We start from the raw sequence: 23,501 nt of genomic DNA, 5'->3' as shown, positions 1-23,501 counted from the left end.
GTGTTAGACATGTATCCAAGCCTATCTCTTAAGTTAAGAGACTTCTACTGTCTGGTTTCGCAGGGGGCCTACTCATCAACACTCCACATGGGCAACCCGTCTTATTGCAAAGAGTCGCGCACATCATCGATCCCTGCCGGGCGATCAAGGATGCGGAAAGACCTTTTCCCGACGCCCATCGCCATGTCCATGGGCATGGACGGGCAGAGGCGCCAACGCCGATTACCATCGATCCCGGACGCGGATAGGAGACAACCCGACCGCCATGGATGGCGAAACTTGCGCAAGCTTAACACCATGTCCACAACATTTAAGCAGGTGATTATCAATGAAGAGCGCCCCATTCCGCCTGACGTCGTTTCCGCCACGCCTGAAAGGGCTATGCGGGGGCATTATCATCATCAACCTCCTGGCCTGGTGCTGGGCCTACTTTGCTTTTCGGCACCAGCCGGCGCTGTTGGGCACCGCCCTGCTCGCTTATATGTTCGGCTTACGCCACGCGGTGGATGCCGATCACATCGCCGCCATTGATAACGCCACACGCAAACTGTTGCAGGACGGACGTTCCGCCGACAGCGCGGGCGCTTTCTTTTCGCTCGGTCACGCATCGGTTGTGATCATCAGTTGTTTGTTCGTCGCATGGACGGCCAGCGCACTGGATAACGCGCTGGGGGACGCCAAAGCGATCGGTAACCTTATCAGCACGCTGGCATCGGCCGGATTTATGCTGGTGCTGGCCGTCGCTAATCTACTGATTCTGATCTCCGTGTGGCGAACCTTCCGCCAGGTTAGAAACGGTGGTAGCGTCGCATCGGAAGATCTGGATATCCTGCTTAACCGCCGCGGTATATTGGCTCGCTTCTTTCGCCCGTTGTTCCGGTTGGTATCCCATGCCTGGCATCTGTTTCCCATCGGTTTTCTGTTTGGCATCGGTTTCGATACCGCCACTGAAATCGCCCTGTTCGGGCTTTCCTCATCGCAGGCGGTTGGGGGTATATCCTTCTTTAACATCATGGTGATGCCCGCGCTTTTCACCGCAGGCATGATGCTGGTGGATACCCTGGACGGTCTGCTTATGGTCAGGGTGTATCGCTGGGCCTACGTTCGTCCTATCCGTAAACTCTATTACAATCTGACCATTACCTTTATGTCGGTTGTCGTGGCGTTTTTTATCGGCGGCGTCGAAATTCTCAGCCTGCTGTCGGAAAAGATGGCATTCACCAGTTCCTTCTGGCGCGATATCCAAGCCTTAACGGGTAATTTCAATACGCTGGGGTACATCATTATCGCGTTGTTTCTCGGTAGTTGGCTTATTTCCGCCATGATTTATCGCTTAAAGGGATACGACCATGTGGATATCCGCTTTGACGAACCGTGATAGGCGATCAGCGCTGACGTCCGATACCATCGGATTCCACCACAACTTATAGGAAGCTCGGTTATGAGTTCGTTGTCGCAGGGTCTTGATCCCAAGACCCCGGGCGCCCCTCAGCCCGCAAAAAGAGGTGTTCCCGCACCCAATGGTGTCGTTTTGATAGTATTGGTTTACGTGGTGATGTACCTGCTTTACGGCTGGTCAGAACCGGAAGCATTTAGCGCCTACGCCATCGCCAACCTGTCGAATAATGCCGCGCCGCTGGCGCTGGCGGCGGCCGGACAGACGCTGGTGGTTTTATCGAAAGGTTTTGATCTGTCCCTGGCGGGGGTGATCTCCATCGCCAATGTCCTCGTGGCGGTTTTCCCCTTCGAAGGCCCGATCGGCGCGGGCTATAGCTTGCTCCTGTGCCTTCCCTGCTCGGCCTGCTCAACGGTTATCTGGTCGCCTATCGGGGCATACAAAGCATCGCCGCCACTCTCGGTACCATGATTATCGGGCAGGGTATCGCGTTATTGTTGTTGCCGGTACCGGGCGGCAGCGTGGCGGGATTCGTCAGTGACACGCTGACTGATACCCTATGGCATACCTTGCCAGTATCCGCTCTCTTTTTAGGGGGCTTCGCGCTGGTGTGGTGGTTTGTCAAACATACCGACACCGGCACGGCGATTTATGCCATCGGCGCGGATGAGACGGCGGCGGGGCTTTCCGGTATCCCGGTAAAATGGACCCGCTGTAAGGCCTTTATCCTGGCTGGCTGTTTTTATGGCGCCGCCGGTTTTATGCTCAGTGCGCAAACCGCCACCGGCGACCCGAATGCCGGTCAACCCTTCCTGTTGCTATCTTTTGCCGCAGTGGCGCTCGGCGGCACCAGTCTGGCCGGCGGAAGCGGCGGCGCCCTCGGCTCGATGGTGGGCGCGGCGGTATTACTGCTTATGCAGAAGATGCTGTTCGCCTTGGGTGTCTCTTCGTTTTATATCGGCTTTTTCCAGGGCGTTCTGCTCATTGTGTCGATTGCCGCCAGCCGTTTGATCAACCGCCGTCCCGGCCGTAGAGGAGCGCCCTCATGAACAAAACCGCATTAACCGTTGAGGAGGGCTTGCGTCACGATACACGCAGAGCAAGCCGCTTCAATACCGAGCTGATTGCGCCGGCGCTGCTCATGGCGCTCACCGCCGCGTTAATTATAGCCTCGCGCTTGTTAAGCCCGGCGCTGGGTTCCTGGTCCCAGGTGATGATGATAATCACCCTCGCCTCTTTTCTCCTGGTGGTGTCTTTCGGTCAGGGGCTGGTTATCCTATCCGGAGGGATGGACTTATCAGTAGCCTCGCTGTTTATGTACGGCGGAGTCATGTCCGCCGGCGTTATCGGCGGCGACGGACAGGACGCCGCGTATATGTTGCCGCTTATTTTGCTCTCCGCTGGCGCCATTGGCGCCGTTAATGGCCTCGGCGTCGCGTTGCTGCGCATTCCACCTTTTATCATGACTATGGGCGCCGGAATTATCGTGGCATCGCTGGCGCTTGGCGCCACTGGCGGCAGCACGCTCGGCGCATCGCCGCACCAGCTCACCACATTGGTTAAAGGCAATTGGCTTGGCATTCCATGCATTTTGCTGTTTTTCGCAGCCTTTAGTCTGTTGGCGCTGCTCATTCAGGGACACACTGTTTTCGGCAGGCATCTCTATGCGCTCGGCGGCAATAGCCGCGCCGCAAGTCTCAGCGGACTGCCGGTCGGCATGGTGACGGTGCTCGCTTATGCCATCAGCGGGCTATGCGCCGCGCTCGGCGGTGCCCTGCTCACCGGTTATTCCGATGGCGCGACTTTGCGCATGGGCGATCCGTATTTATTGCCCTCTATCGCTGCTGTAGTGGTCGGCGGCTCGTCCATTTTGGGCGGAAGGGGGACGTTTGTCGGCACATTGGCGGGGTCACTGTTTTTAACCACGGTGGATTCCATTATCGCGGCCACCGGATTGGATCAAGGATGGAGATTGATTGTCTCTGGAGCCATTATCATGGTAGCGCTGATATTTCAAACCGGTTCTATCAACTCCATTTTTATTTTGTCGAAAAAAATGGATTATTTCAGCAGAAAAACAATTTAGCCCTCAACACAAGTATTTTTATCTGGAGTCAATATGTCTTTGCAAACACGTTTAAAAAAATGTGCGACCTCGGCTGTCGCCGCTATAATTCTGTCCGGCGTATTTTCTCATGTTTATGCCGATGAGCCACACAAAAAATATAAAATTTTTCTCAGCTTAAGCTATAGCGGGAATAACTGGATGAGTGAAACTGCAAATATCATCAAGTCACTCGCAAAAACACCACCTTATGATAAAATGGTAGATTTAACGGAAGTCATCTCCGGCACCGATCCACAGGCGCAGATTTCCGCCTATGAGAGCATGATCGCCGCTAAAGCGGACGGTATAATCAGTTTTCCCATTTCACCCACTGCGCTCAATCGGGTTATCCGTCGCGGTTGTAGCCAGGGGGTTAAATTTTTTATGTTCGATTCTACTGTTACAGAAAAATGCGCATACAATATAAGTTATATCACCGCAGGCGCGGGTGAAAATATGGCTCAAGAATTGGTGAATGAATTAGGTGGCAAGGGTAAAATATTCATGAACCGCGGCGTGCCGGGAACCTCGGTGGATAAGCGGCATTACGACGGCGCGATGCACATCTTTAAACAATATCCGAATATTCATATTGTCTCGGAATATTATGGCTATTGGGACGACCGCATCAGCCAGCGTGAGACCGCCAAAGCGCTGGCCGCGCATCCGGATGTCGACGGCATCTGGTCCGAGCTTGGCGAAGCAGGCGTGCTGAACGCTGTGGCAGACCGGAAGGGCCGAATGCTGCCCATCATGGGCGAAAACATGAATGGCTTCCGTTTAGGCTTTCTAAACAAGGATTATCGCGCCCGCGGACTAAACGGCGTCTCGGCCGGTTCACCGCCAGCCACCGCGGGCTACGCATTCAAGCTGATGATGGAAGTATTGACCGGCAAACGTAAGCTGCCGCCCACCAATATCGAGTATCCCCTTCCCTGGGTGAAAGCGGACCAGGTGAAAATGTGTCAGGACGGCAAGATCACCGCCAATTGCAATGTTTTTCCAGCCGACAGCGTACCGGAAGGTTTTTCAACGGAAATCTATAATCCGGTATATTTGCCGGAAGTGTCGCTTAATTCGGCGCTCAAAGGCATTCCCACGCCAGGAACCACGATACAGCCGTTACCCGCGCAAATTGTGAGAGCGCCCGATGAACCAGGCATCAATTGCGATCATTGTCAGGCCCCGCCGGATGAATACAAGCTCACCAAGGTGACCCCGACCGTTACCCCCTGATATCGTTGAATAGTCCGATGGCTTATCGCCATCGGGCGGAGGAGCTGTCTATGCAAAACTCCCAGTCGAACGGGATCCGCCTTTGCGCGGTAGCCAAATCCTACGGTGCCACGGTGGCACTCGAAAGCGTCACGATGACTCTGCAACCAGGACGTGTGCACGCCATTTTAGGCGAAAACGGCGCGGGGAAATCGACCCTGGTCAAAGTTCTTTCCGGCGTGGTATCCCCTAACGCGGGAAAGATTATTATGGAAGGCCGCGAGTATGCACCGCGCTCTCTGCTCCACGCCCGTACCCTTGGCGTCAGTACGGCATTCCAGGAATTGAGCCTGATTCCCAATTTGAGCGTAGCGCAAAATTTTTATCTACCGCACGCCTTGAAAAATGCCGTGGGATTGCCGGCGAAAAATAGCATGCGCCGCGAAACCCTGGCGATCCTGGCCCGACATGATATCCATGACATCCCCGCAGACGCGGACGTGGCAAGTTTGTCACTGGCGGGACGGCAACGAGTGGAAATCGTGCGGGCAATGCATCTGCGCCCCAAACTGCTTATACTTGACGAACCGACTGGCGCGCTGACGGATGTGGAATGGTTGTTCCGACTTATCCACCGTCTGACCGTTCAAGGTACGGCGGTATTATATATTTCCCATCGCCTGGCGGAGATTCGCGAGATCGCCACGCATGCCACGGTCCTGCGTAGCGGCAACAGCATCGCCACGATGGATCTGGATGAAGTCGGTAATGAAGACATTTTCGAATTGATGGTCGGTCGCCGCGCATCGCAAACCACCCGTGTCTCTGCGGCAAAGCGGCCGGCTCAGCGTCCGTGTATGCTCGCCAACGATATCTGCGGACCGGGGTTTCGCGATGTGTCGTTTGAACTGCGCGATGGCGAAATCCTTGGTTTGGCCGGGCTTGAGGGCCAGGGACAAAGAGAGTTATTTCGCGCGCTGGCCGGGATAGCGGGCACCAGTGGAGGACAGATTTTACTTGGGGATAAAGAGGTCGTTTTACGCAGCCCGCGTGAGGCGTTGCATAAAAGGGGTATCGCTTTTGTGCCGGAGGATCGCAAAAGCGAAGGTATTTTCCCCGCATTAACAACCGCCGCCAACATGACACAATCGATTATTTCGCGCTTTAGCCGACTGGGGATATTGCGCGCCAATGCAGAGAAAAACGCCATTCATGCGGTTTCGCCTTATGTTGAACTCAGTCCGCGTTATCTGAATTTCAAAATAGGCAATTTATCCGGCGGTAATCAGCAAAAAGCGTTGATTGCCCGCGCACTGTTGTCAGGGGCGAAAATCTTACTGCTGTTTGACCCGACCCGTGGCGTCGACGTGGGGACGAAGGAAGTGATTTATCAAGCCATCCGACGGTTTGTCAACGAGGGCGGCGCCGTGTTGGTGTATTCTTCCGATCTATTGGAACTCCGGGCGCTAACGGATCGCTGTCTGGTGATATATCAGGGCCATATCGCGGCGAATCTGGCGCGCAAGGAGATGGACGAGGGCCGGATGATGGCGTTGATGACAGGCCATGCGCCCGCCCCTATCAGCGGCGGGGAGTAAGGTAATTCTTCGTTACCTGCCAGCGCCATTGCGGCGGCTTTGTATGGCTTCATGGAGAAGGGCGGCCGCACCATGAAAGTGCGTTTGCGGCCGTCGCGCGCATCAAAACGGATCATCCCTCCCCCCATGGCGATCCGGCGCGGTAAAGGGTTTCATGTTGAATCGCTTTTAGCCGATAAAAATCAGTGAATTAAAAATCCTTATCGTCTTTGGTCATGAATTGGCCCTCAACTTGCTTTAACTGGTATACCAGTGGACAACCAATTGGCTACCCAGTATGGAAAATGAAAGTTATCTGCGCCTACGCCAGATGATCGTGGATCGCGAGTTGCGCCCCGGCGAGGCGGTATCGGAACGGGGCATATCCCAATTGTTCGGCGTCGGCCGAATGCCCGTGCGGGAAGCCATCCGGATGCTCGCCCAAGAAGGTCTGCTGGAAGTCTCCCCCATGCGCGGCACATTTGTGCGGCAATTGACCTTGGGCGATTTGCAGGAAATCCATGAATTACGGTTGGCGCTGGAGAGCGCCGCCGCCGGTTTGGCCGCTCAACGGGGCGACCCCGCCGGACTGTATGCCATCGCCGACGATCTGCGCCAGCTGGCGGAGGCCCCGCACATGGATGTTGCCGCGGCGCAACAGCTGGGTTGGCGATTCCATGACGAAATGTTCCGGATGACCGGTAACCTGCGGCTGGCGCATCTGTATGAGAATTTGCGTCTGCAAAGCGGGCTGGCCTTGCAGGGACTGAAGGATTACGACCCGAGCCGGACCCGGGTCGCCGTTGGCGAGCATCTGGATATTATCGCCGCCATTACCGACCGCCAGGCCGATGTCGCCCGGCAAAAGATGCAGGACCATCTGCAACATGCCATGAGCACCCGTTTGATGATGCTTATCCAACCTTGACCTGTTTACCCGGGAGTTGACCCCATGACAACCCGTAACGCGAGTTCCCCTTCCTGTGCATCGGTCCGCCGGCGCCGTATACCCTTGCCGATCCAGATGTTGCTGGGCTTGATCATCGGCGCGCTGACGGGCTTTTTGGCGCCGCACATCGCCACCGGCTTGCAGCCCATAGGCACCGCTTTCATTCAAGCGATAAAAATGATCGTGGTGCCGCTGGTGTTTACCGCCATTACGCTGGGTATCTACCAGATGGGCAATAGCGTCAGCCGGCTGGGCAGGGTCTCGCTTATCAGCATGATTTACTTTTTCATCGCCACAATCTTTTCCGTGGCCATCGGCCTTTGGCTAAACGCCATGTTCCACCCCGGCGCCGGCGCCGACCTTTCGCAACACGGCAGTTTGCCGGCGCATATCGCCGTCTCGGTGGATTGGACCAAATTCTTCCTGGATATGATCCCCGCCAATCTGGTGGTGGCCATGTCCGGGAATAACCTGTTGCCGGTACTGGTGTTCGCGGTATTGCTCGGTTTGGCGTTGTCCGCTATCGGCGAACGCGCGCGCCCGCTGGTGAATGTTCTGGACGCATTGATGGGCGCGGTATTCAAAATCACCGATTGGGTCATTTCCCTCTCGCCCATCGCCATCTTCGCCATTATCGCCTGGCTGTTCGCCACCAAGGGCGTCGGTACCCTGCTGGCGCTCGCCAAGCTGGTGGGTGTGATGTATCTGGGACTGGCGCTGCTGCTGGTGTTTTTCGCGGTGATCCTGCGCGCCATCGGCGAGCGGCCGGTCAAGGTATTTCGCGAGGTCAGCGAACCCTTTCTGCTGGCGTTCGCCACTCGCTCGTCAGAGGCGACCCTGCCGTTGCACATGGAAAAACTCATCGCCCATGGCGTACCGAAAAGTTTAGCCTCCCTGGTGCTGCCCCTCGGCTATGCCTTCAATCGCGATGGGTCGATTTTGTACTTTGGCCTGGCGGTGGGTTTTCTGGCCGACGCCTATCGCGTCCCCCTGGATTGGCCGACCCTGTTATCCATTATTCTGGTAACGACCCTGGCCAGCAAAGGCAGCGCCAACGTCCCTTCGGGAGGATTGGTGGCCGTGGCGATGGTACTGAGCACCATCGGCGTGCCGGTGGAAGCCCTGGCGGTGATAGCCGGCGTCGACGCGTTTCTGGACATGGGGCGCACCGCCATTAATGTCATCAGCAATACCGTGGCGGTCAAGCTGGTCATGAAACTGGCCGACGTCCCCCGCGAAGAGGCGCAGGACGCCGCCCCGCTGCCGGCAAGGAGCGAACTCGGATGATTGATTTGCGCAGCGATACCGTCACGACCCCGACAGACGACATGTGGCGGGCAATGCGCGACGCCACGCTGGGCGACGACACGCTGGAGGGCGATGCCACCGTCGCCGAGCTTGAGACGCGCGGCGCCGAGCTGACCGGCAAACCCGCGGCGCTGTTTGTCACCAGCGGCACCATGGGCAATGTCATCGCCGCCCTGGCCCATAATCAACGGGGAGGCCTGGAGGCGATCGTCGACGAGCAATCCCACATGGCATTGTCCGAGGCGGGCGGCCTGTCTTGCCTGGCCGGTCTGTTTTGCGTCGCCTTGCCGTCCCGGCGGGGTGAAATGGATTTGACGCGACTGGCGGCGCGTCTGCGCGGCGGCTACTCCCGCTATGGCGGCGCCACCGGCCTGGTGTGCGTGGAAACCAGCCATAATCATTCCGGCGGCTGGGCGCTTTCCTTGGACTATCTGTCCGAGGTCCGCGCATTAAGCCAGGCCGCCGGCGTACCGGTGCATATGGACGGCGCGCGCGCCTGCAACGCGGCGGTGGCGCTGGGCGTCGGCCTGACGGACATCGCCGGTTATGCCGACAGCATGACCTTCTGCTTGTCCAAGGGGCTAAGCGCGCCCATGGGGTCGCTGCTGACAGGCGATACGGCCTTTATCCAGCGGGCAAGAACCTTCCGGCGCATGCTGGGCGGCGGCTTGCGCCAGGCGGGCATCATGGCGGCGGCCGGGTTGGTGGCGCTGAGGCAAGGCATCGAACGGCTGGCGGACGATCATCGGACGGCGCGCCTGATATGGCAAGGACTTAGGGATCTGGACGCCGGCCTGGTGGAGGAAACACCGCCGCAAACCAATATCCTGCAAGTGGCGGTCTGCCCTGCCGCGCCGGACAATACCGCACGCTGGGTGGACGGCCTGTCGCGCCGAGGCGTGCTCTGTCGCGCCGCCCGGCCCGGCGTGCTGCGACTGGTAACGCATCGTCTGGTGGCCGAAACGCAAATACCGGAGATCGTCGCCGCGTTCCGCGCCCTGCCGCCGACCCTGACATAACCCGGACGGACGGAGGTTTATCCCGGCGGCGGCGCCGGCGGCGCCGCGTTACTCCGCCGCCCCGTCGTCCGCCTCGGCGGCGAGGATATCCAATAGCCGGTTGACGGCGAACCCGCAGGCGCCGAGCGCCCACATCCGATTAGAGTCGGTGAGAAAGCGCAACGGGGTTTGTTGCGGCGTCAGTTTCAGGCGATAGGCCTGAAAACTTTGCGTGATCCGATCCAGCAAAATGCGCGAGGCCATATTCGGCTCCATGGCCAAAAAGACCACATCCGGGTCAAAAGCCACTGACAAGCCGGCCAGCGACATGCCCAGATGTTCGGCGGCCGTGGCGAGGATCGCGAAGACGTCTTCGCCGGGCCGCTTATCAAGCTCTTGCAACGTGGACGGGGATTTTCCCCCCAACGCGGCCACTTGATCAAGAATGGCCTGGGAAGACGCCACCTCCTCCAGGAGCCGATGCGAGCCGTCGCCCAAAGGCGCGTTGCCGATTTCCCCCGCCTGGCCGTGCCGGCCGCGATAAAGCCGCCGATCCAGCAAAATACCCGCGCCGATCCCTTTGCCGTAGGTGGCGATAATGGCGGAACTGGCGTTGCCCAACTGGCCGAAAACCAGCGCCGCCATCGCCAGCGCATTGGCATCGTTTTCAATAAACACGGGCAGGGAAAAACGCGCTTCCAGAAGACGGGCAATGGGCACATCGTCCCAATCCATCACCCGTGAGCGCACGCAAGTCCCGCTGTCGGGATCCACCAGTCCGGACAAAGCGAGACCTATCGCGCCGATGGGCTTGTCATCGACGGTGCGCAGGAATTTCGCCAAGGCATCGCCAAGCTGTTTCGGCGTGATCGAACCGGAGGGAATTTGCTGCTCATCCAGCAAGTTACCCGTTAAATCGGTCATCACGATCACATTGCGTTCAGCGTTAAGCTGAACGCCGATGACGTGGGTATAACCGGCGTTGAGACCGAGCAATATCTTCGGCCGGCCCATGGACACGCGGCGAAGCCCAAGCTCATGGATGACCCCATTGGCCAGCAGTCGGTTGGCGGCCTGGGACACCGTGGACATACTCAGACCGCTGCGCAGCTTAAGATCGGATTGACTGATGGGCGAGTGCTCGGCGATAAGCCTTAATATCCGTACGGTGACATTCGGCGCCGTCATAGTCCTCTTCCGATATGGAGTAGCTGCATGATTCAACATAATGACCGGCCAGGCCTCCCCACGCCGGCATAATAACGCGCCATCAGCAAGGCCCCGTTTAGGGCATCGCTTTGCGCCGGCACGATTTTATCGCGCGTCGCGTCCGGCAGCCAGGGGAGAATCGGCGCCGCCAACCCGCCCATTAACACTATTCGCCCGCGGCACACCGATTCCAGTTTCGCGATCAGCAATTCAATGTCGCTGACGGAACGGGCGATAAGCGATGCGGCGACACGGTCCCCCTCGCCCGCCGCGGCGAAAATGGCGGGCGCAAACCGCCCCCAGTCAGCGGGGGTCGCCCGGCGCGCCCAAAGCAGCAAGGTCTCGGCGCTGTTATTGAATTCATCCATTAATTGCCGTGTCAGCCCCGTGGCGGCAATCACCGCCTCATGGGCCAGTAGCGCCTGTCGCAGCGCGCGCCGCCCCAAATCCGCGCCGGAGCCGTGATCGCTTAGAACAAATCCCCATCCGCCCACCAGATTGAAGCGCTCGCCATCCCACGCCGCCCCCTGGCTGCCGGTGCCCAGAACCAGAACGGCCCCCGGCGCCCCCTGATGGGCTCCCATGCAGGCGATCTCCACATCCGAGCAACAATGAAAACCTTCGGCGGGTGAACGCCACTGGGCCAGCGCCCGGGCGACCGAGGGCACATTGGCGCCCGCCAGACCGGCCACGCAGGTGGTCTGGCGGAACGCCGTTTGAGGCAGCCCGGCCTGCCTGAAAACCTCGCCCACCAGCGTTTCGACAACCGCGGTCGCCCCGCCGAAATCGCTGAATACATTGGCGGAGCCCCCTTGCGCCCGCGCCAGTATATGCCCTTGCGGGTCGGTCAGGCGAGCGCGGCAATGGGTGCCGCCGCCATCGATGCCCAGCAGATAAACTTGATGCACCCTTTTCCTCCGGCGAAGACCTGCGTCAGCAGGCAATGGCAGATGAGCGAAAGATAGGGTAAAAACACTTAAATCGCAATAGAAAAGAAATTACACATATTCGAATTTGATATTAATAGATTATTTTCAATAAATTATATTAAATTCATAAAAATGCATATGATAATATTATTGACATTAGTTTTTTTGTCGTAATAAGTTGATGCATAGATTATCGCCGTCTTGCCTATGGGCGCAATGTCGTCGCCCGTCAGCGACCGTTCATGCATTTTCTTCAGGGGCATAAACATGAAAGTTGGAATCATCGGACTGGGTTTCCGCCTGTCCAATGTGGTGAAAGAGTTCCGCGATGCCGATCCCGATTTCTCCATAACCGGCTACTTCGATCCCTCGCCGGCCGGTTTACCCAACTTGCACACGTTCGGCATCGCGCCGGGGCGGGCCTACGCCAGCATCGAGGCGCTGCTGGACGCCGGGGACGCCGATCTGCTGCTGGTGGGATCGCCTAATTTTATGCATCTTGAACACGTCAGGCTTGGGCTGAACGCCGGCTATAAGGTGTTTACGGAAAAACCGGTCGTCACGGATGAGCGACAGACCCTGGCGATGGCGGATTTGGTGCGGCAGTACGGGGAGGATCGCATCCTGGTGGGCTTGGTGCTGCGCTACTCCCCATTATACCGCGACCTGTTGGCGGCCCGCGACGCAGGACAGTTGGGGGAAATCGCCTCCATTGAAGCCACCGAGCATATCAAGCCCTATCACGGCGCTTTTTTTCAACGGGATTGGCGCCGTTACGAAAAATATGCCGGACCCTATATTCTGGAGAAATGCTGCCACGATATCGACCTTTACCAGGGATTAATCGGCGAACGGCCGGCGCGCGTCGCCAGTTTCGGCGGCCGTAAATCGTTTACCCCGCAGCACGCGCCCCATGGCGCCGTAACCGCCCAATCCGAGGTTTATCATATCAAGCCCAGCGGCTGGTCCAGTACCGAGGCGGTATTCGACAGCGACGCGGATATCGTCGATTACCAGACCGCGCTTATCGAATACGCCCACGGCGCCACCCTGGCTTTTCACACCAACCTCAATGTCCCGGATGAGTTCCGCCGTTTCTGCGTGATGGGCACCGACGGCATGGCGGAGGGGGATTTCGTGCGTAATTATTTCCGCGTGCACAACGCGCGTACCGGCGCGCGGGAAGTGGATACCACCTATGCGGGCAATGCCTATGACGGGCATTATGGCGCGGATGCGCTGATGGCGGCGGAGGTGGTCAAACATATTGCGCGGCAGACGCCGTTGAAAGTGTCCGTCATTGACGCGCTGGAAGCCGGCCTGACCGCCATCAAAATCGATGAAGCGCGCAAGACCCGCTCGGTTATCGATCTCGCTCAGAGCTGGCAGGCTTTTGACGCCCATTTAGGGCGGTGATGGACCTACCTTAACCCTATGACTCATCCTTCCCCTTATGAGTCGGCGTTCACCCTTGGGAACACGCATTGACCGGCCTTTTAGGCCGGTCCCTTGTTGAACACGGGGGGTATCAAGCCGGCGCCGGCGCCGTTATCTCAGTCGCCCGCCCTCTTCATCGAACAGCAGGCAATGTTCCGGCACGATGGCAAAGCGCAACGCATCGCCCAACCCGGCATGTTGCTCCCCGCGGGATTCAACCACCAGTAACGACTCCCGACCGATGTCCAGATAGAGATAGTTGGTATGGCCGAGTTTTTCGGTGAACGACAGCCGCGCGCTGAAAAACAGCGCCGACGGCCGCGATTCGACAGAGAAGAAATGCTCAGGGCGAATACCCAACTGGAGAGGCTGCCCTTCCCGGCACGCCACGGCCATCGGCAGCGTCAATCCCTCCAGACCCAGCTCCGGTAGCCGAAGCCGCACCTCCCCCGGCCGGGTTGCGCTCACTTCCGCCCGCAGAAAATTGATCTTCGGCGAACCGATAAATCCCGCCACAAACTGGTTATCCGGATCGCGATAAAGGGCGAGCGGCGTGCCGACCTGCTCAACGCGCCCGTGGCGCAGCACCACGATGCGATCGGCCAGTGTCATCGCTTCCAGTTGATCGTGGGTGACATAAATCATGGTATTGCCGAGCGAGGTATGCAAACGCGCGATTTCGATACGCATTTGTAGCCGCAGTTCGGCATCAAGATTGGAAAGCGGCTCATCAAACAAAAAAATACGCGGATGGCGAATGATTGCGCGGCCGATGGCCACTCGCTGACGCTGGCCGCCGGAAAGCGCGCGCGGCAAACGATCCAGGAATTCGGTCAAATGCAGCTTTTCCGCCGTCGCCTTCACCGCGGCGGCGATATCCGCCTTCGGCCGTTTCGCCACTTCCAGCGGATAGGCCAGATTGGCGCGCACCGTCATATTGGGATACAGCGCGTAGGATTGAAACACCATGGCGATGCCGCGCTCGGTGGCCGGTTTACGGGTCACGTCCTCCCCGCCGATAAACAATTGACCGCCGCTTATCTCTTCCAACCCGGCAATCATCCGCAGCAACGTGGATTTACCACAGCCCGAGGGGCCGACAAAGACGATGAATTCGCCGCTGTTAATCTCCAGGTCCACGCCCTGGATCACCGGCACATGCTCGTAGGATTTCTTAACATTGCGTAGTTGAAGGCTAGTCATGACTTACCCCGTCAAAGTCGTTGCGCCATATAAATGGCGTTGCCGCGTAACACATGTTCAAAGCCAAGCCGCTGATAAAAACCGCAAACCTGTTCGTTTTGCAAACTAACGCCAAGGTGAACGCCGGCAATACCGGCCTGCCGCAGCGCGTCAAGCTCCGTTTCGATAAGCTTGCGCCCCCATCCGCCTTTCTGGGCCGGCGGCAACAGATTGATATGCAGGTGGGCGGGCCAGCGGCGGGTCAGCGCCGGCGAAGGCGCCGTCGGATGACGTATCGCGGCGAGCACCTTATCATCCAGGGGCGCCTCGGCCACGCGATCGCGGTACTGTTCGCGCAGCGCCGGCCACCATTGTCGCGCCAGCGCCCGCTCAAAAACCTCGCTATCCGGGGCCGCCACCACATATCCCATGACCTGGCCGCCGCTCTCCAGCACGAAAGCGAAACGCGGCGCGAACCGGACATAGGGGATAACAAAGCGCTGGCCGGGATAATCGGGGTCGGAATACAAGGCCGTCGCATCGGCGCCTGCGTTGGCCGTTTGCAGGCATATACCATATAGCGCGGGCTCGTCTTCCGGCCGCGCCGGGCGGATCACCGCTTCAGTAAGCATCATAACCGTCTCTTCGTGTGCAGGATGGGTACAGTCTCCACGTTAAATAAAGCCAACTTAGTTTTCAAGAAAGAATAATTATCTTTAAGCGTAAAATCCCAGGTTTCAGATCAAGTTATTATTACCCAGGGACCCGCCTTTTGAGGGTGACCCCGACAGCCGCACGCCCTGGCGGACGCCGGCCATCCCGCGACAACGACCGAATAAGGAGATATTAGTTTTTCCTATGTTATTTCATCATGTTAACGAACTATCCATCGAGACATTCCTGGGACAGGCAAAGCGACTTATGCCAATAATTCATCCAGTTAAGCAAACGGCGCGCCGCAACGCAAAAAAGGATAGCGCGCTTTTTGAGCGCAATCCCAGTCTGGACAAATTACGTTTATCGCGTTTGACTTTCTTTATTACATAAAGTAAGTAATGATATTGCTTAGGTAATCACCTGGGCAATCGGCGGGATGCCCGGTTGCCATGAGGAAGGGATGCGATTTCCCATTTGGAGAGGCAAGGCACTATGTTCAACGTACGGTTCAACGCACGGTTCAATGCACGATTTACCGAAGGGTTTTACGCACGATTTCATGCTCGCCGCAGTACTTTTCACACTCATGCCGCTGTCCGACGTCTTGCCCCTTTGCTGGCGGCCGGCCTCATTGCCGGCGCCAGCGCCGCTTCGGCCGGCGCCGTGACATTGTCAGAATGGGACATTTATAACTATCCGGGCCAGACCGAGGCGATGGACGCGGGAATTAAAGCGTTCAGCGCACAAAATCCCGGCATTACCCTCCAGCGTTCGGTTCATTCTTTTGATGACACCCGCATTCCGCTCAAACTGGCGTTGACCGGAGGCGACGGTCCGCAAATCGCCCAAGTCAACCAGGGCGGCGGCGATATGGGATCGCTGGTGAAAGACAATCTGCTCCGCCCGCTGGACGGCTATGCCCGGCAATATGGCTGGACGACGCGTTTTTCCTCTTCCATCCTTAAGCGCAACCGGTGGTCGGATAAACAGGATTTCGGCACCGGCAAGCTTTATGGCGTGGCAAGCCTGGGGGAAATGGTCGGTCTGTATTATAACAAAGCGCTGCTGGATAAAGCCGGGATCGCCGTGCCCAAGACGCTCGCGCAATTCGAAAGCGCCATGGCGAAACTGAAAAAACAGGGCATTTCCCCGCTGATGCTCGGCTTATTGGATGGCAACATGGGACAACAGATCCTAAGCAGCGTATGGCAGGCGCAAATCGATAGCAGTCAGCGGCAAAAGCTGGATAACCTGATTTACGATGTCGGCGGCAGTTTCAAAGACCCTAAACTCATCAAGGCCGCCGCCCTGATGCAGGAGTGGAACAAAAAGGGTTATCTGTTTAATGGTTTTCAAGGGATAGGCAGGGACGACGCCGCCGCGCTGTTCCAGAACGGCCAGGCCGCTTTTCTGATTAGCGGCACATGGTACCTGGGACAGTTTAAGGGTAATAAGGATATTCACTTCACCGCCATGCCGGCCGGCGAGGGTGTGGCCCATCCGTTGAGCGAAGGCGGCACCGACCTGGCTTTTTCCATTACCCATACGGCGAAAACCAAAGAACAACAGGATGCGGCGGCGAAATTTATCGACTATGTGGTATCCGATGATATGGCGAATCGCTGGCTGCAAGCGGGTTTTCTGCCGGCCAACGCCAGCAAGGACGCCAAAATCCCCGCCGACAACCCCCTTCTGGGCGAAGCTTATCAAGTCTGGGGCACGCTGAATCGCTATGACGCGCTGGGCCACTATGCGGACTGGGCCACGCCGACCATGCTGGCTGAACTGAACCAGAGCGTGCAACTGCTGCTGGCGGACCGCCTGACGCCGGATCAACTGGCGGCCAAGCTCGACGCTGACTATCAAAGTTACCTGAAAACAGTGAAACACTAATCCTGCCCCGCCGTAGCGATACGGTGGGCGTTTTCGCGGACGGTCTTCATGTTGAATCAAGGCGATTGGCGCAATGTGCTCTATATTCTCCCGGCGCTGGCCATCTATGCGTTATTTTTGCTTTTTCCGCTACTGGCGTCGCTGGGTATCAGTTTTACCCATTGGGACGGCGTCTCTATGCCGATATTCGCCGGCATGGCGAATTTCATTCGGATGTTCAGCGATTCGGTGTTCTGGGTGGCCCTGGGCAACAATGTGCTTTTAATGCTGTTTTACACACTGTTCCCCATCGCCGTTGGCCTGGCATTGTGCAGTTTTCTTTATGAGACCCGCAATCAGACCGAGCGCAGTTTGTTGCGCATTCTTTTCTTTCTGCCTTACATCATGCCAATGGCGGTGCTCGGCGTGGTGTGGCGCTGGCTTTATAATCCGGCGTTTGGGCCCATTGATCAGTTTTTACGGGCAATAGGGCTGTCCGGTTTCGCGCGCTCATGGCTGGGGGATTTTTCCTGGGCGCTCCCCGCCGTGGGCTTTGTGGCGACCTGGTATTTCTTCGGTTTTTGCCTGGTGTTGTTCATGTCGGGGCTGCAACGCATGGACCCCTCATTGCTGGAAGCCGCCGAGCTGGACGGTTCCTCGCGGCGGCAAAAATTCCTGCGCATTACCCTGCCATCGCTGCGCCCGGAAATCCGCATCGCCTTGCTGCTGACCGTTATCGCCAGCCTGAAAACCTTCGATTTGGTGTATGTCATGACCCAAGGCGGACCGGGCACCAGTACCATGGTCACCAATCTCTTTATGTACAAACAGGGATTTGATTTGCACTATTTCGGCTATGCCTCCGCGGTGGCGGTATTCGGCATGATGGTCGTATTGCTGATTAACGGCCTGATTCATCTGGCCATTCGGGAGCGCTACTGATGCGAGGGACAACGTTATTGCCGCGGGCGATTATCTGGCTTTTCGCCCTGACGACCCTACTGCCGTTCTTACTGGCGTTAATGACCTCCTTTAAATCGCAGGCCGCGCTTTTTCAGGGCGTCTTCACGCTGCCGGCGAAAATCGATTTCGCCAACTACATCGCCGCCTGGCATCAGGGGCATTTTAACGTTTACTTCCTCAACTCGATATTGGTCGTGATTCCGGTGGTCATCGGCAGCATTTTACTGGGCATCCTGGCGGGATTCGGCTTCGGTCTGCTAAAAATTCCCGGCAAGAAACTGTTCGCCGCGTTGTTGGGGCTGGGAATGGTACTGCCAAGCGAAGCGTTTATCATCCCGCTCTACCACGAGCTTCGCTGGATGGGGCTGACCAATACCTACCTGGCGCTGATACTGCCGCAAATCGCCATGTCGATGCCGTTTACTACGCTGATGATTGCCACCGCCTTTGCCCAGGTTCCCAAAGAACTGGTCGAGGCTTCCGTGATGGATGGCGCCTCGCGGGCGAAAATGCTCTGGGGCATCCTGGTTCCCTCCATTTGGCCGACGCTCTCCACCCTTGCCCTGCTGCTGTATATCTGGACCTGGAACGAATTTCTGGTCCCCTTGATTCTGGTGAATAAAGATGAGCTGCGCACACTGCCCATCGGTATGATGTTTTTCCAGAATAAAAACACCATTGATATCCCCGTGCTCATGGCCGGCGCCATGATAGTCATACTGCCGCTTATCGCGGTTTTTCTGGTGTTTCAGCGCAAGTTTATCAGCGGCGTGACCGAAGGCGCGGTTAAATGACGCCGGGGTGTTAATCTGGGGCGCCACAAGAGTATGATAATGTCTCGCCATCGATAATAAGGAGATAGCCGATGGGTATCCCGATTATCACCACCGACCGATTGATTTTACCCCCGCTGGTGGCGCAAGACGCCGTGCAGATACAGCTGATTTTCCCTCAATGGGACATCGTTCGCTATTTGACCGCCGCTGTGCCTTGGCCTTACCCCGGCGACGGCGCCCGGCAGTTTATCGAAAAGGTCGCCCTTCCGGCGATGCTTGCCGGGAAAGCCTGGTATTGGACATTACGGCAGAAATCCTCTCCGGCGCAAATCATCGGCGTGATCAACCTCTCCGACGAAACCGATAATCATCGCGGGTTTTGGCTGTCGCCGGCATTTCAAGGCCGGGGTTTTATGTTCGAAGCCTGTCGCGCGGTGACGGATTTCTGGTTCAACACCTTGCAACGACCCGTGCTGAGGGTGCCCAAGGCCAGCGCAAACGCGGCATCGAGACGGATCTCCACCAAGAGCGGCATGCGTCTTATCAAAACCGAAAAAAAAGACTATGTCTGTGGCACGCTTGATTCCGAGCTTTGGGAATTGACCCGTGAAGAATGGAACCGGAAATATGACAAGTAAAGAAACGCCCCCCGCGCCGACGATAGGCGTATTGGCCGGCATGGGGCCACGCTCCACGGCGCCGTTCATCGACATGCTGGTCACCCAGTGCCAGCGGCAGTACGGCGCCCGGGATGATATGGATTTCCCCCGAATGCATATTATCTCGCTGCCCACGCCGTTTTACCCGGGGAGGGAGATTGATCGCGCGCTCATGATAAAATGCCTGCGTTCCGGCATAACCGATTTAGTCAACGTCGGCGCGGCGTTCATCGCCGTACCCTGTAATCTGGCCCATGCCTATTTCGATGATATGCGGGCCGCCGCCGAGGGCGTGGACATCCTGCATATCGCCGACTGCGCCGTAGACAGACTGCCGGACACGGCCCGGCGGGTGGCGCTGTTAGCCACGCGACCCACCCTTTCATCCGGGATCTATGCCCACCGGCTTCATGAAGCAGGCAAGGATGTCGTCCATTCGCCGGCCATCGATGAAATGACCGCCAGCCTGATCGCGGGAATAAAAGCGTCCGGGTATCGAGATCAACAGGTTCTCGCCTTGTGGCGCGACCTGCAAAATGAACTGGAACGCAGTGCGGCGGAGGCGGTATTGGTTGCCTGCACGGATATCAGCCCGTTGCTTGTGGAACCTTCCCGCCGGTTCAGCATCATCGATACCGCCGAAAGCCTGGCCATTGAAACCATAAGCAAGTACGTCGGCATACTGAATGCCTAAGCGCCTCTACCCCCGTGGAATCCGCCGTTATTCAATACAATACTCCTGTAGCTTGTAAAGCAATGTGCGGCGGCTGATCCCCAGGGATTTCGCCGTTTGCGCCCTATTATCCTGGTTATCGCTCAGCGCTTGCAGAATAATCGATTTTTCGTAACTTTTAAGGCTCTCTTTCAAGTTCACGTTTTGTTCCGCCGGCATAATGGCGCTGTCGCCCACCGCGGGCGGATTTTTGTTTCTCGCCAGTTGTTCCGGGAGGTCATCGGAAAAGATGACATACCCGGTACTCATGATAACGGCATGCTCAATGGCGTTTTCCAGTTCGCGCACATTGCCCGGCCAGTCATAATCCTCAAGGATACTGATGGCGCTGATGTCAAATCCGAGAATATCTTTGCGGTTTTCCGCGCTGAATTTCTGCAAAAAATGCCTGGCCAACAGTAAAATATCCTCCGGACGTTCCCGTAGCGGATAAGACATCAGATGCATGACGTTCAGGCGATAGTAGAGATCGCTGCGGAACACGCCACGGTCCACCATACTTTTCAGATCGCAGTTGGTGGCGGCGACGATGCGGATATCCGTTTTAATGGTCTGACTGCCGCCGACCCGTTCAAACTCGCGCTCCTGCAAAACGCGTAACAGTTTTACCTGCAACTGCGGCGACATTTCGCCGACTTCATCGAGCAATAGCGTACCTTGATGCGCCCGTTCGAATAAACCCTGCCGTTGCATCTGCGCCCCGGTAAACGCGCCCTTTTCATGACCGAACAGTTCACTTTCCAATAATGATTCCGGTAACGCGCCGCAATTGACCTTGATGAATTGCCCTTTGGCCCGTGGACTATTGTAATGGATGGCTTTGGCGATAAGCTCCTTGCCCGTTCCGCTTTCACCGGTAATCAATACACTGGCGTGGCTTTGCGCCACCTTGGCGATGGACCGGCACAACTCCATCATCCTGGGATTGTTGGTCAGGATGCGGCCATGGCTATAGCTGTCTGACAGTTCCCTGTGCAACAAATTGATTTCGCACTTCATATCGCGTAATTGCAAAGCCCGCGCCATCAACAGTTTCAGCTCGTCAAGCTCGAAGGGCTTGATGATATAATCGAACGCGCCCAGACGTAACGCCTCGACGGCGGTTTCCACGGCGGCATAGGCGGTCATGAGAATCACCGGGATATCCTGGCGGATGGCATGCATACGTTTTAGCGCCTCGATACCGTTCATGTTCGGCATGCGAATGTCCATCAGCACCAAATCCGGCTGTTCCTCGACAAAGAGCGCGATCGCCTGTTCGCCATTGTCGGCGCACAAAATCGTATCGCCGTTTTGGGAAAATACCGCTGTCAGCATCAGGCGGACATTCTCTTCGTCATCAACAATCAGTATACGGTTCTGCTGGCTCATGATGGATTCCTGTTATTGCTGCTGATAGGTAACGCAATGACGACGGTCGTTCCCTGGCCGGGTTGGCTGTGCAGGGTAATGGTGCCGTCATGGGCGGAGGTGATGCGCTGGGCGATGGACAAGCCTAATCCGGTCCCTGTGGGTTTGGTGGTGAAAAACGGGGTAAAGACCTTCTCCAGCGTGTCGGGCATGATTCCCATGCCGGTATCCTCAATGCTGATGCGTACCCAGCCCTCCGGGCTCAGCCCGGTATGAATATCGACCTTGCCGGTTTTGGCGATGGATTGCATGGCGTTAATGATCAGATTCAGTATCACTTGCTTAATCATGGGAGGATCCACTTCAATTTTTGGCAGGCCCTCATCCAATGACAAATTGAAATCCACTTTCTTGTCTAACCCGTGTGATTTGACCAAGAGCAGGCTTTCCTTGATCAAGATATTGATAGACACCCATTGATAGTGCTGAGGGTGGGGACGGGAGAACTCCAACAGTTGCTGAATAAGCTTATTCAGCGACCCGATTTCCTTACGGACGATTTTGAAATAGGCATTCCGTTGCGGTTCAGTTTCACCTTCATTTAGATACTGTATAAAACCACTGATGGCCGTCAGGGGATTTCGCACTTCGTGGGCAATCCCCGCCACCAATTCCCCCAGCGCGGCCAATCTTTCCGCCCGGCCAATCTGGTCCTGCATCTGTTTTTGCGCCGTCAAATCGGTAAAAATAACCAATGCGCCAATAACCCGGCCATCAGAATTATACAGTTGGCTGCTGCTGGCTTTGATATACAGCATTTTATGCTTGGCGGGATAATCGACTTCAATACCCACGTGTGTGACACCATAGTTGAGTGTATCAAGAATGGGGCTTTTGAAATGGGTTTTATTAAAAATTTCAGGATAGGGTTTCCCCAGAACGTCTTCAAGGGCATAGCCGGTAATGGCTTGTGCGGCCGGGTTGAAAATCCGGATACGGCATTGATTATCGACACTAATGATCGCATCGGCGGCACTTTCAATAATCAATTCATTGAGGGTTTTCGCCTCAAGCAAGGCATGGGATATGGTATTGATGCTGTCTGATATTTCTCCCATTTCCCCATGCATGGGCGGGATGGTGGTTCTTAAATCAATGGGCAGGTTATATAATCCGGTTTTAATGATATCCACTTCTTGTGTGATTTTCCGTGAAAGAATAATTATCAGAAAGACGCTTAACAGTAATCCACTGCCGATAACGCCAAAAATAGACAAATCCATTGCCAATTCTTGTTTATCAATGTGATGGATAAGTTCATTTGCCCAGATATAACCCACGACTTTTTGATGGCGATAAATAGGGACCATGGCATTCATGATATCCCCTCTTACCTGACGTCCGGAGCGGATCAGGGGTTTACCGCGCGCCATGACAATCCTGCCGGGATGATCGTTTTCGATACGCATGCCAACTTTATTGGCATAATATTTTTGCGGCGCATAAGTGATAATAGCGTCCAGTTCCTTATCATAATACCCTGCGGCGACATTGGGAAAGGCGGCGGTAATTCTCTCCGTGACGGGAGCCAACTCCCGGTTCAACGCCTGGATGCGTTCTCGCCGCGGCAACGCGGCATACCGGTCAAGGCCGTCGCCCAATGCCTGATCCAGCAAATAGGTGACGCTGAAAAGCTTGCTGGTCTTCTCCTCCAACATGCTGCGACGCCCTTGCTTTTCTACTGAAAAGGCCATTATTAACGTTGGAAGAAATACCATAAAGATGGCCAGGCAAATAAGTTTCTTTCGCAAAGTGCCTAAAAATTGGTCGTGAACAAGTTTCACCACTTTGAGATTTCGCCACGCTTTCCGCTTATGCCACCAACAAAATTCACTCATCCACGCAACCTTTTTAACATTTTGGCCATCCTGGCGCCATGGGGGGTTTATAAATTCGAAATGATTTGCGAAATATTTACCAGGGCATTGCCGAGTTTTTAATTTCGGGACTTCAGTCACATCACCGCCATGACAATATGCGCTTCACTAAACCAACCATTTTCACCAAGGTGACTGGGGTAAACAAACACTGCAAAAAACAGGCAGTTTGCTGCATGACAAGTATAAAACCCTATTGCAAAATAATGTGTGCCGTAACTCGCCTTTTTATTGGCGCCCGGTGATA

At 56.2% G+C, this 23,501-nt stretch carries 21 protein-coding genes; 15 read left to right on the top strand and 6 right to left on the bottom strand.

Translation table 11 applies throughout. The features are described from left to right. The first annotated feature begins 328 nt into the window (after positions 1 to 328). The 9 genes from FCN80_RS15280 to FCN80_RS15240 all read left to right on the top strand — a co-directional run bounded on the left by FCN80_RS15280 (position 329) and on the right by FCN80_RS15240 (position 9,571). On the top strand, positions 329 to 1,378 hold the full coding sequence (locus tag FCN80_RS15280; protein WP_136991029.1) for a HoxN/HupN/NixA family nickel/cobalt transporter: 1,050 nt from the start codon (positions 329 to 331) through the stop codon (positions 1,376 to 1,378). 63 nt (positions 1,379 to 1,441) lie between these two features. Continuing rightward, positions 1,442 to 1,867, top strand: a complete 426-nt coding sequence (locus FCN80_RS15275; RefSeq protein WP_136991028.1) for an ABC transporter permease — start codon at positions 1,442 to 1,444, stop codon at positions 1,865 to 1,867. Then, positions 1,783 to 2,445: an ABC transporter permease gene (locus FCN80_RS15270; RefSeq protein WP_136991027.1), complete on the top strand. Its 663-nt coding sequence runs from the start codon at positions 1,783 to 1,785 to the stop codon at positions 2,443 to 2,445. Before FCN80_RS15275 ends, FCN80_RS15270 begins: the two co-directional genes overlap by 85 nt. Continuing rightward, positions 2,442 to 3,482 carry an ABC transporter permease gene (locus FCN80_RS15265; protein ID WP_136991026.1) on the top strand — a complete coding sequence of 347 codons (1,041 nt, stop codon included), beginning with the start codon at positions 2,442 to 2,444 and terminating at the stop codon, positions 3,480 to 3,482. The genes FCN80_RS15270 and FCN80_RS15265 overlap by 4 nt, the downstream gene beginning before the upstream one ends. A gap of 33 nt (positions 3,483 to 3,515) precedes the next feature. Continuing rightward, positions 3,516 to 4,739, top strand: coding sequence for a sugar ABC transporter substrate-binding protein (locus FCN80_RS15260; RefSeq protein WP_136991025.1), 1,224 nt, complete (start codon positions 3,516 to 3,518; stop codon positions 4,737 to 4,739). Positions 4,740 to 4,789: 50 nt separating this feature from the next. Beyond that, positions 4,790 to 6,316 carry a sugar ABC transporter ATP-binding protein gene (locus tag FCN80_RS15255; protein WP_136991024.1) on the top strand — a complete coding sequence of 509 codons (1,527 nt, stop codon included), beginning with the start codon at positions 4,790 to 4,792 and terminating at the stop codon, positions 6,314 to 6,316. Positions 6,317 to 6,593: 277 nt separating this feature from the next. After that, positions 6,594 to 7,223: a GntR family transcriptional regulator gene (locus FCN80_RS15250; protein WP_136991023.1), complete on the top strand. Its 630-nt coding sequence runs from the start codon at positions 6,594 to 6,596 to the stop codon at positions 7,221 to 7,223. A gap of 24 nt (positions 7,224 to 7,247) precedes the next feature. Further along, on the top strand, positions 7,248 to 8,531 hold the full coding sequence (locus FCN80_RS15245) for a dicarboxylate/amino acid:cation symporter (protein WP_230492699.1): 1,284 nt from the start codon (positions 7,248 to 7,250) through the stop codon (positions 8,529 to 8,531). After that, complete coding sequence (locus FCN80_RS15240; RefSeq protein WP_136991022.1) at positions 8,528 to 9,571, top strand: threonine aldolase family protein; 1,044 nt, start codon at positions 8,528 to 8,530, stop codon at positions 9,569 to 9,571. Before FCN80_RS15245 ends, FCN80_RS15240 begins: the two co-directional genes overlap by 4 nt. A 48-nt stretch (positions 9,572 to 9,619) precedes the next feature. Here FCN80_RS15240 and FCN80_RS15235 read toward each other — a convergent pair whose 3' ends face one another. Continuing rightward, on the bottom strand, positions 9,620 to 10,738 hold the full coding sequence (locus FCN80_RS15235) for an ROK family transcriptional regulator (RefSeq protein ID WP_136991021.1): 1,119 nt from the start codon (positions 10,736 to 10,738) through the stop codon (positions 9,620 to 9,622). Positions 10,739 to 10,770: 32 nt separating this feature from the next. Next, positions 10,771 to 11,667, bottom strand: a complete 897-nt coding sequence (locus FCN80_RS15230) for a glucosamine kinase nucleotide-binding domain-containing protein (protein WP_136991020.1) — start codon at positions 11,665 to 11,667, stop codon at positions 10,771 to 10,773. Positions 11,668 to 11,955: 288 nt separating this feature from the next. On the opposite strand from FCN80_RS15230, the gene FCN80_RS15225 reads away from it, so the two are divergent. Next, on the top strand, positions 11,956 to 13,104 hold the full coding sequence (locus tag FCN80_RS15225; RefSeq protein WP_136991019.1) for a Gfo/Idh/MocA family protein: 1,149 nt from the start codon (positions 11,956 to 11,958) through the stop codon (positions 13,102 to 13,104). Between the two features lie 132 nt (positions 13,105 to 13,236). Here the strand turns inward: FCN80_RS15225 and FCN80_RS15220 are convergent, their stop codons facing one another. Both FCN80_RS15220 and FCN80_RS15215 read right to left on the bottom strand, forming a co-directional pair. Beyond that, positions 13,237 to 14,328, bottom strand: coding sequence for an ABC transporter ATP-binding protein (locus tag FCN80_RS15220; RefSeq protein WP_136991018.1), 1,092 nt, complete (start codon positions 14,326 to 14,328; stop codon positions 13,237 to 13,239). 11 nt (positions 14,329 to 14,339) lie between these two features. Next, on the bottom strand, positions 14,340 to 14,942 hold the full coding sequence (locus tag FCN80_RS15215) for a GNAT family N-acetyltransferase (RefSeq protein WP_230492698.1): 603 nt from the start codon (positions 14,940 to 14,942) through the stop codon (positions 14,340 to 14,342). Between the two features lie 514 nt (positions 14,943 to 15,456). On the opposite strand from FCN80_RS15215, the gene FCN80_RS15210 reads away from it, so the two are divergent. The 5 genes from FCN80_RS15210 to FCN80_RS15190 all read left to right on the top strand — a co-directional run bounded on the left by FCN80_RS15210 (position 15,457) and on the right by FCN80_RS15190 (position 19,928). Beyond that, entirely contained in the window at positions 15,457 to 16,857 is a 1,401-nt protein-coding gene (locus tag FCN80_RS15210; RefSeq protein WP_136991017.1) for an extracellular solute-binding protein, read from the top strand. A gap of 48 nt (positions 16,858 to 16,905) precedes the next feature. Beyond that, the gene (locus tag FCN80_RS15205) at positions 16,906 to 17,778 is read left to right on the top strand and encodes a carbohydrate ABC transporter permease (protein ID WP_136991016.1); all 873 of its coding nucleotides are present in this window, start codon (positions 16,906 to 16,908) and stop codon (positions 17,776 to 17,778) included. After that, complete coding sequence (locus tag FCN80_RS15200; protein ID WP_136991015.1) at positions 17,778 to 18,593, top strand: carbohydrate ABC transporter permease; 816 nt, start codon at positions 17,778 to 17,780, stop codon at positions 18,591 to 18,593. The genes FCN80_RS15205 and FCN80_RS15200 overlap by 1 nt, the downstream gene beginning before the upstream one ends. 71 nt (positions 18,594 to 18,664) lie before the next feature. After that, on the top strand, positions 18,665 to 19,213 hold the full coding sequence (locus FCN80_RS15195) for a GNAT family N-acetyltransferase (protein ID WP_136991014.1): 549 nt from the start codon (positions 18,665 to 18,667) through the stop codon (positions 19,211 to 19,213). Then, positions 19,203 to 19,928, top strand: coding sequence for an aspartate/glutamate racemase family protein (locus tag FCN80_RS15190; RefSeq protein ID WP_136991013.1), 726 nt, complete (start codon positions 19,203 to 19,205; stop codon positions 19,926 to 19,928). Before FCN80_RS15195 ends, FCN80_RS15190 begins: the two co-directional genes overlap by 11 nt. A 27-nt stretch (positions 19,929 to 19,955) precedes the next feature. Here the strand turns inward: FCN80_RS15190 and atoC are convergent, their stop codons facing one another. Together atoC and atoS are read right to left on the bottom strand one after the other, a co-directional pair. Continuing rightward, positions 19,956 to 21,338: an acetoacetate metabolism transcriptional regulator AtoC gene (gene atoC / locus FCN80_RS15185; protein ID WP_136991012.1), complete on the bottom strand. Its 1,383-nt coding sequence runs from the start codon at positions 21,336 to 21,338 to the stop codon at positions 19,956 to 19,958. After that, complete coding sequence (gene atoS / locus FCN80_RS15180) at positions 21,335 to 23,215, bottom strand: two-component system sensor histidine kinase AtoS (protein WP_136991011.1); 1,881 nt, start codon at positions 23,213 to 23,215, stop codon at positions 21,335 to 21,337. Before atoS ends, atoC begins: the two co-directional genes overlap by 4 nt. Positions 23,216 to 23,501: the final 286 nt, after the last annotated feature.

It is taken from the genome of Martelella alba (genome assembly GCF_005217455.1).
GTDB lineage: Bacteria > Pseudomonadota > Gammaproteobacteria > Enterobacterales > Enterobacteriaceae > Acerihabitans.
The sequence above is the reverse complement of the archived record's forward strand: the minus strand, read 5'-3'. Positions and strand labels throughout refer to the sequence as shown.

Bases quoted from the DNA above. Each gene is read 5' to 3' on its own strand.
- FCN80_RS15210 (WP_136991017.1), top strand. From the start codon at position 15,457: ATGTTCAACGTACGGTTCAACGCACGGTTCAATGCACGATTTACCGAA.
- FCN80_RS15265 (WP_136991026.1), top strand. From the start codon at position 2,442: ATGAACAAAACCGCATTAACCGTTGAGGAGGGCTTGCGTCACGATACA.
- FCN80_RS15200 (WP_136991015.1), top strand. From the start codon at position 17,778: ATGCGAGGGACAACGTTATTGCCGCGGGCGATTATCTGGCTTTTCGCC.
- FCN80_RS15215 (WP_230492698.1), bottom strand. From the start codon at position 14,942: ATGATGCTTACTGAAGCGGTGATCCGCCCGGCGCGGCCGGAAGACGAG.
- FCN80_RS15220 (WP_136991018.1), bottom strand. From the start codon at position 14,328: ATGACTAGCCTTCAACTACGCAATGTTAAGAAATCCTACGAGCATGTG.
- FCN80_RS15250 (WP_136991023.1), top strand. From the start codon at position 6,594: ATGGAAAATGAAAGTTATCTGCGCCTACGCCAGATGATCGTGGATCGC.
- atoC (WP_136991012.1), bottom strand. From the start codon at position 21,338: ATGAGCCAGCAGAACCGTATACTGATTGTTGATGACGAAGAGAATGTC.
- FCN80_RS15245 (WP_230492699.1), top strand. From the start codon at position 7,248: ATGACAACCCGTAACGCGAGTTCCCCTTCCTGTGCATCGGTCCGCCGG.
- FCN80_RS15195 (WP_136991014.1), top strand. From the start codon at position 18,665: ATGGGTATCCCGATTATCACCACCGACCGATTGATTTTACCCCCGCTG.
- FCN80_RS15275 (WP_136991028.1), top strand. From the start codon at position 1,442: ATGAGTTCGTTGTCGCAGGGTCTTGATCCCAAGACCCCGGGCGCCCCT.
- FCN80_RS15225 (WP_136991019.1), top strand. From the start codon at position 11,956: ATGAAAGTTGGAATCATCGGACTGGGTTTCCGCCTGTCCAATGTGGTG.
- FCN80_RS15240 (WP_136991022.1), top strand. From the start codon at position 8,528: ATGATTGATTTGCGCAGCGATACCGTCACGACCCCGACAGACGACATG.
- FCN80_RS15260 (WP_136991025.1), top strand. From the start codon at position 3,516: ATGTCTTTGCAAACACGTTTAAAAAAATGTGCGACCTCGGCTGTCGCC.
- FCN80_RS15255 (WP_136991024.1), top strand. From the start codon at position 4,790: ATGCAAAACTCCCAGTCGAACGGGATCCGCCTTTGCGCGGTAGCCAAA.
- FCN80_RS15280 (WP_136991029.1), top strand. From the start codon at position 329: ATGAAGAGCGCCCCATTCCGCCTGACGTCGTTTCCGCCACGCCTGAAA.
- FCN80_RS15205 (WP_136991016.1), top strand. From the start codon at position 16,906: ATGTTGAATCAAGGCGATTGGCGCAATGTGCTCTATATTCTCCCGGCG.
- FCN80_RS15235 (WP_136991021.1), bottom strand. From the start codon at position 10,738: ATGACGGCGCCGAATGTCACCGTACGGATATTAAGGCTTATCGCCGAG.
- FCN80_RS15190 (WP_136991013.1), top strand. From the start codon at position 19,203: ATGACAAGTAAAGAAACGCCCCCCGCGCCGACGATAGGCGTATTGGCC.
- atoS (WP_136991011.1), bottom strand. From the start codon at position 23,215: ATGAGTGAATTTTGTTGGTGGCATAAGCGGAAAGCGTGGCGAAATCTC.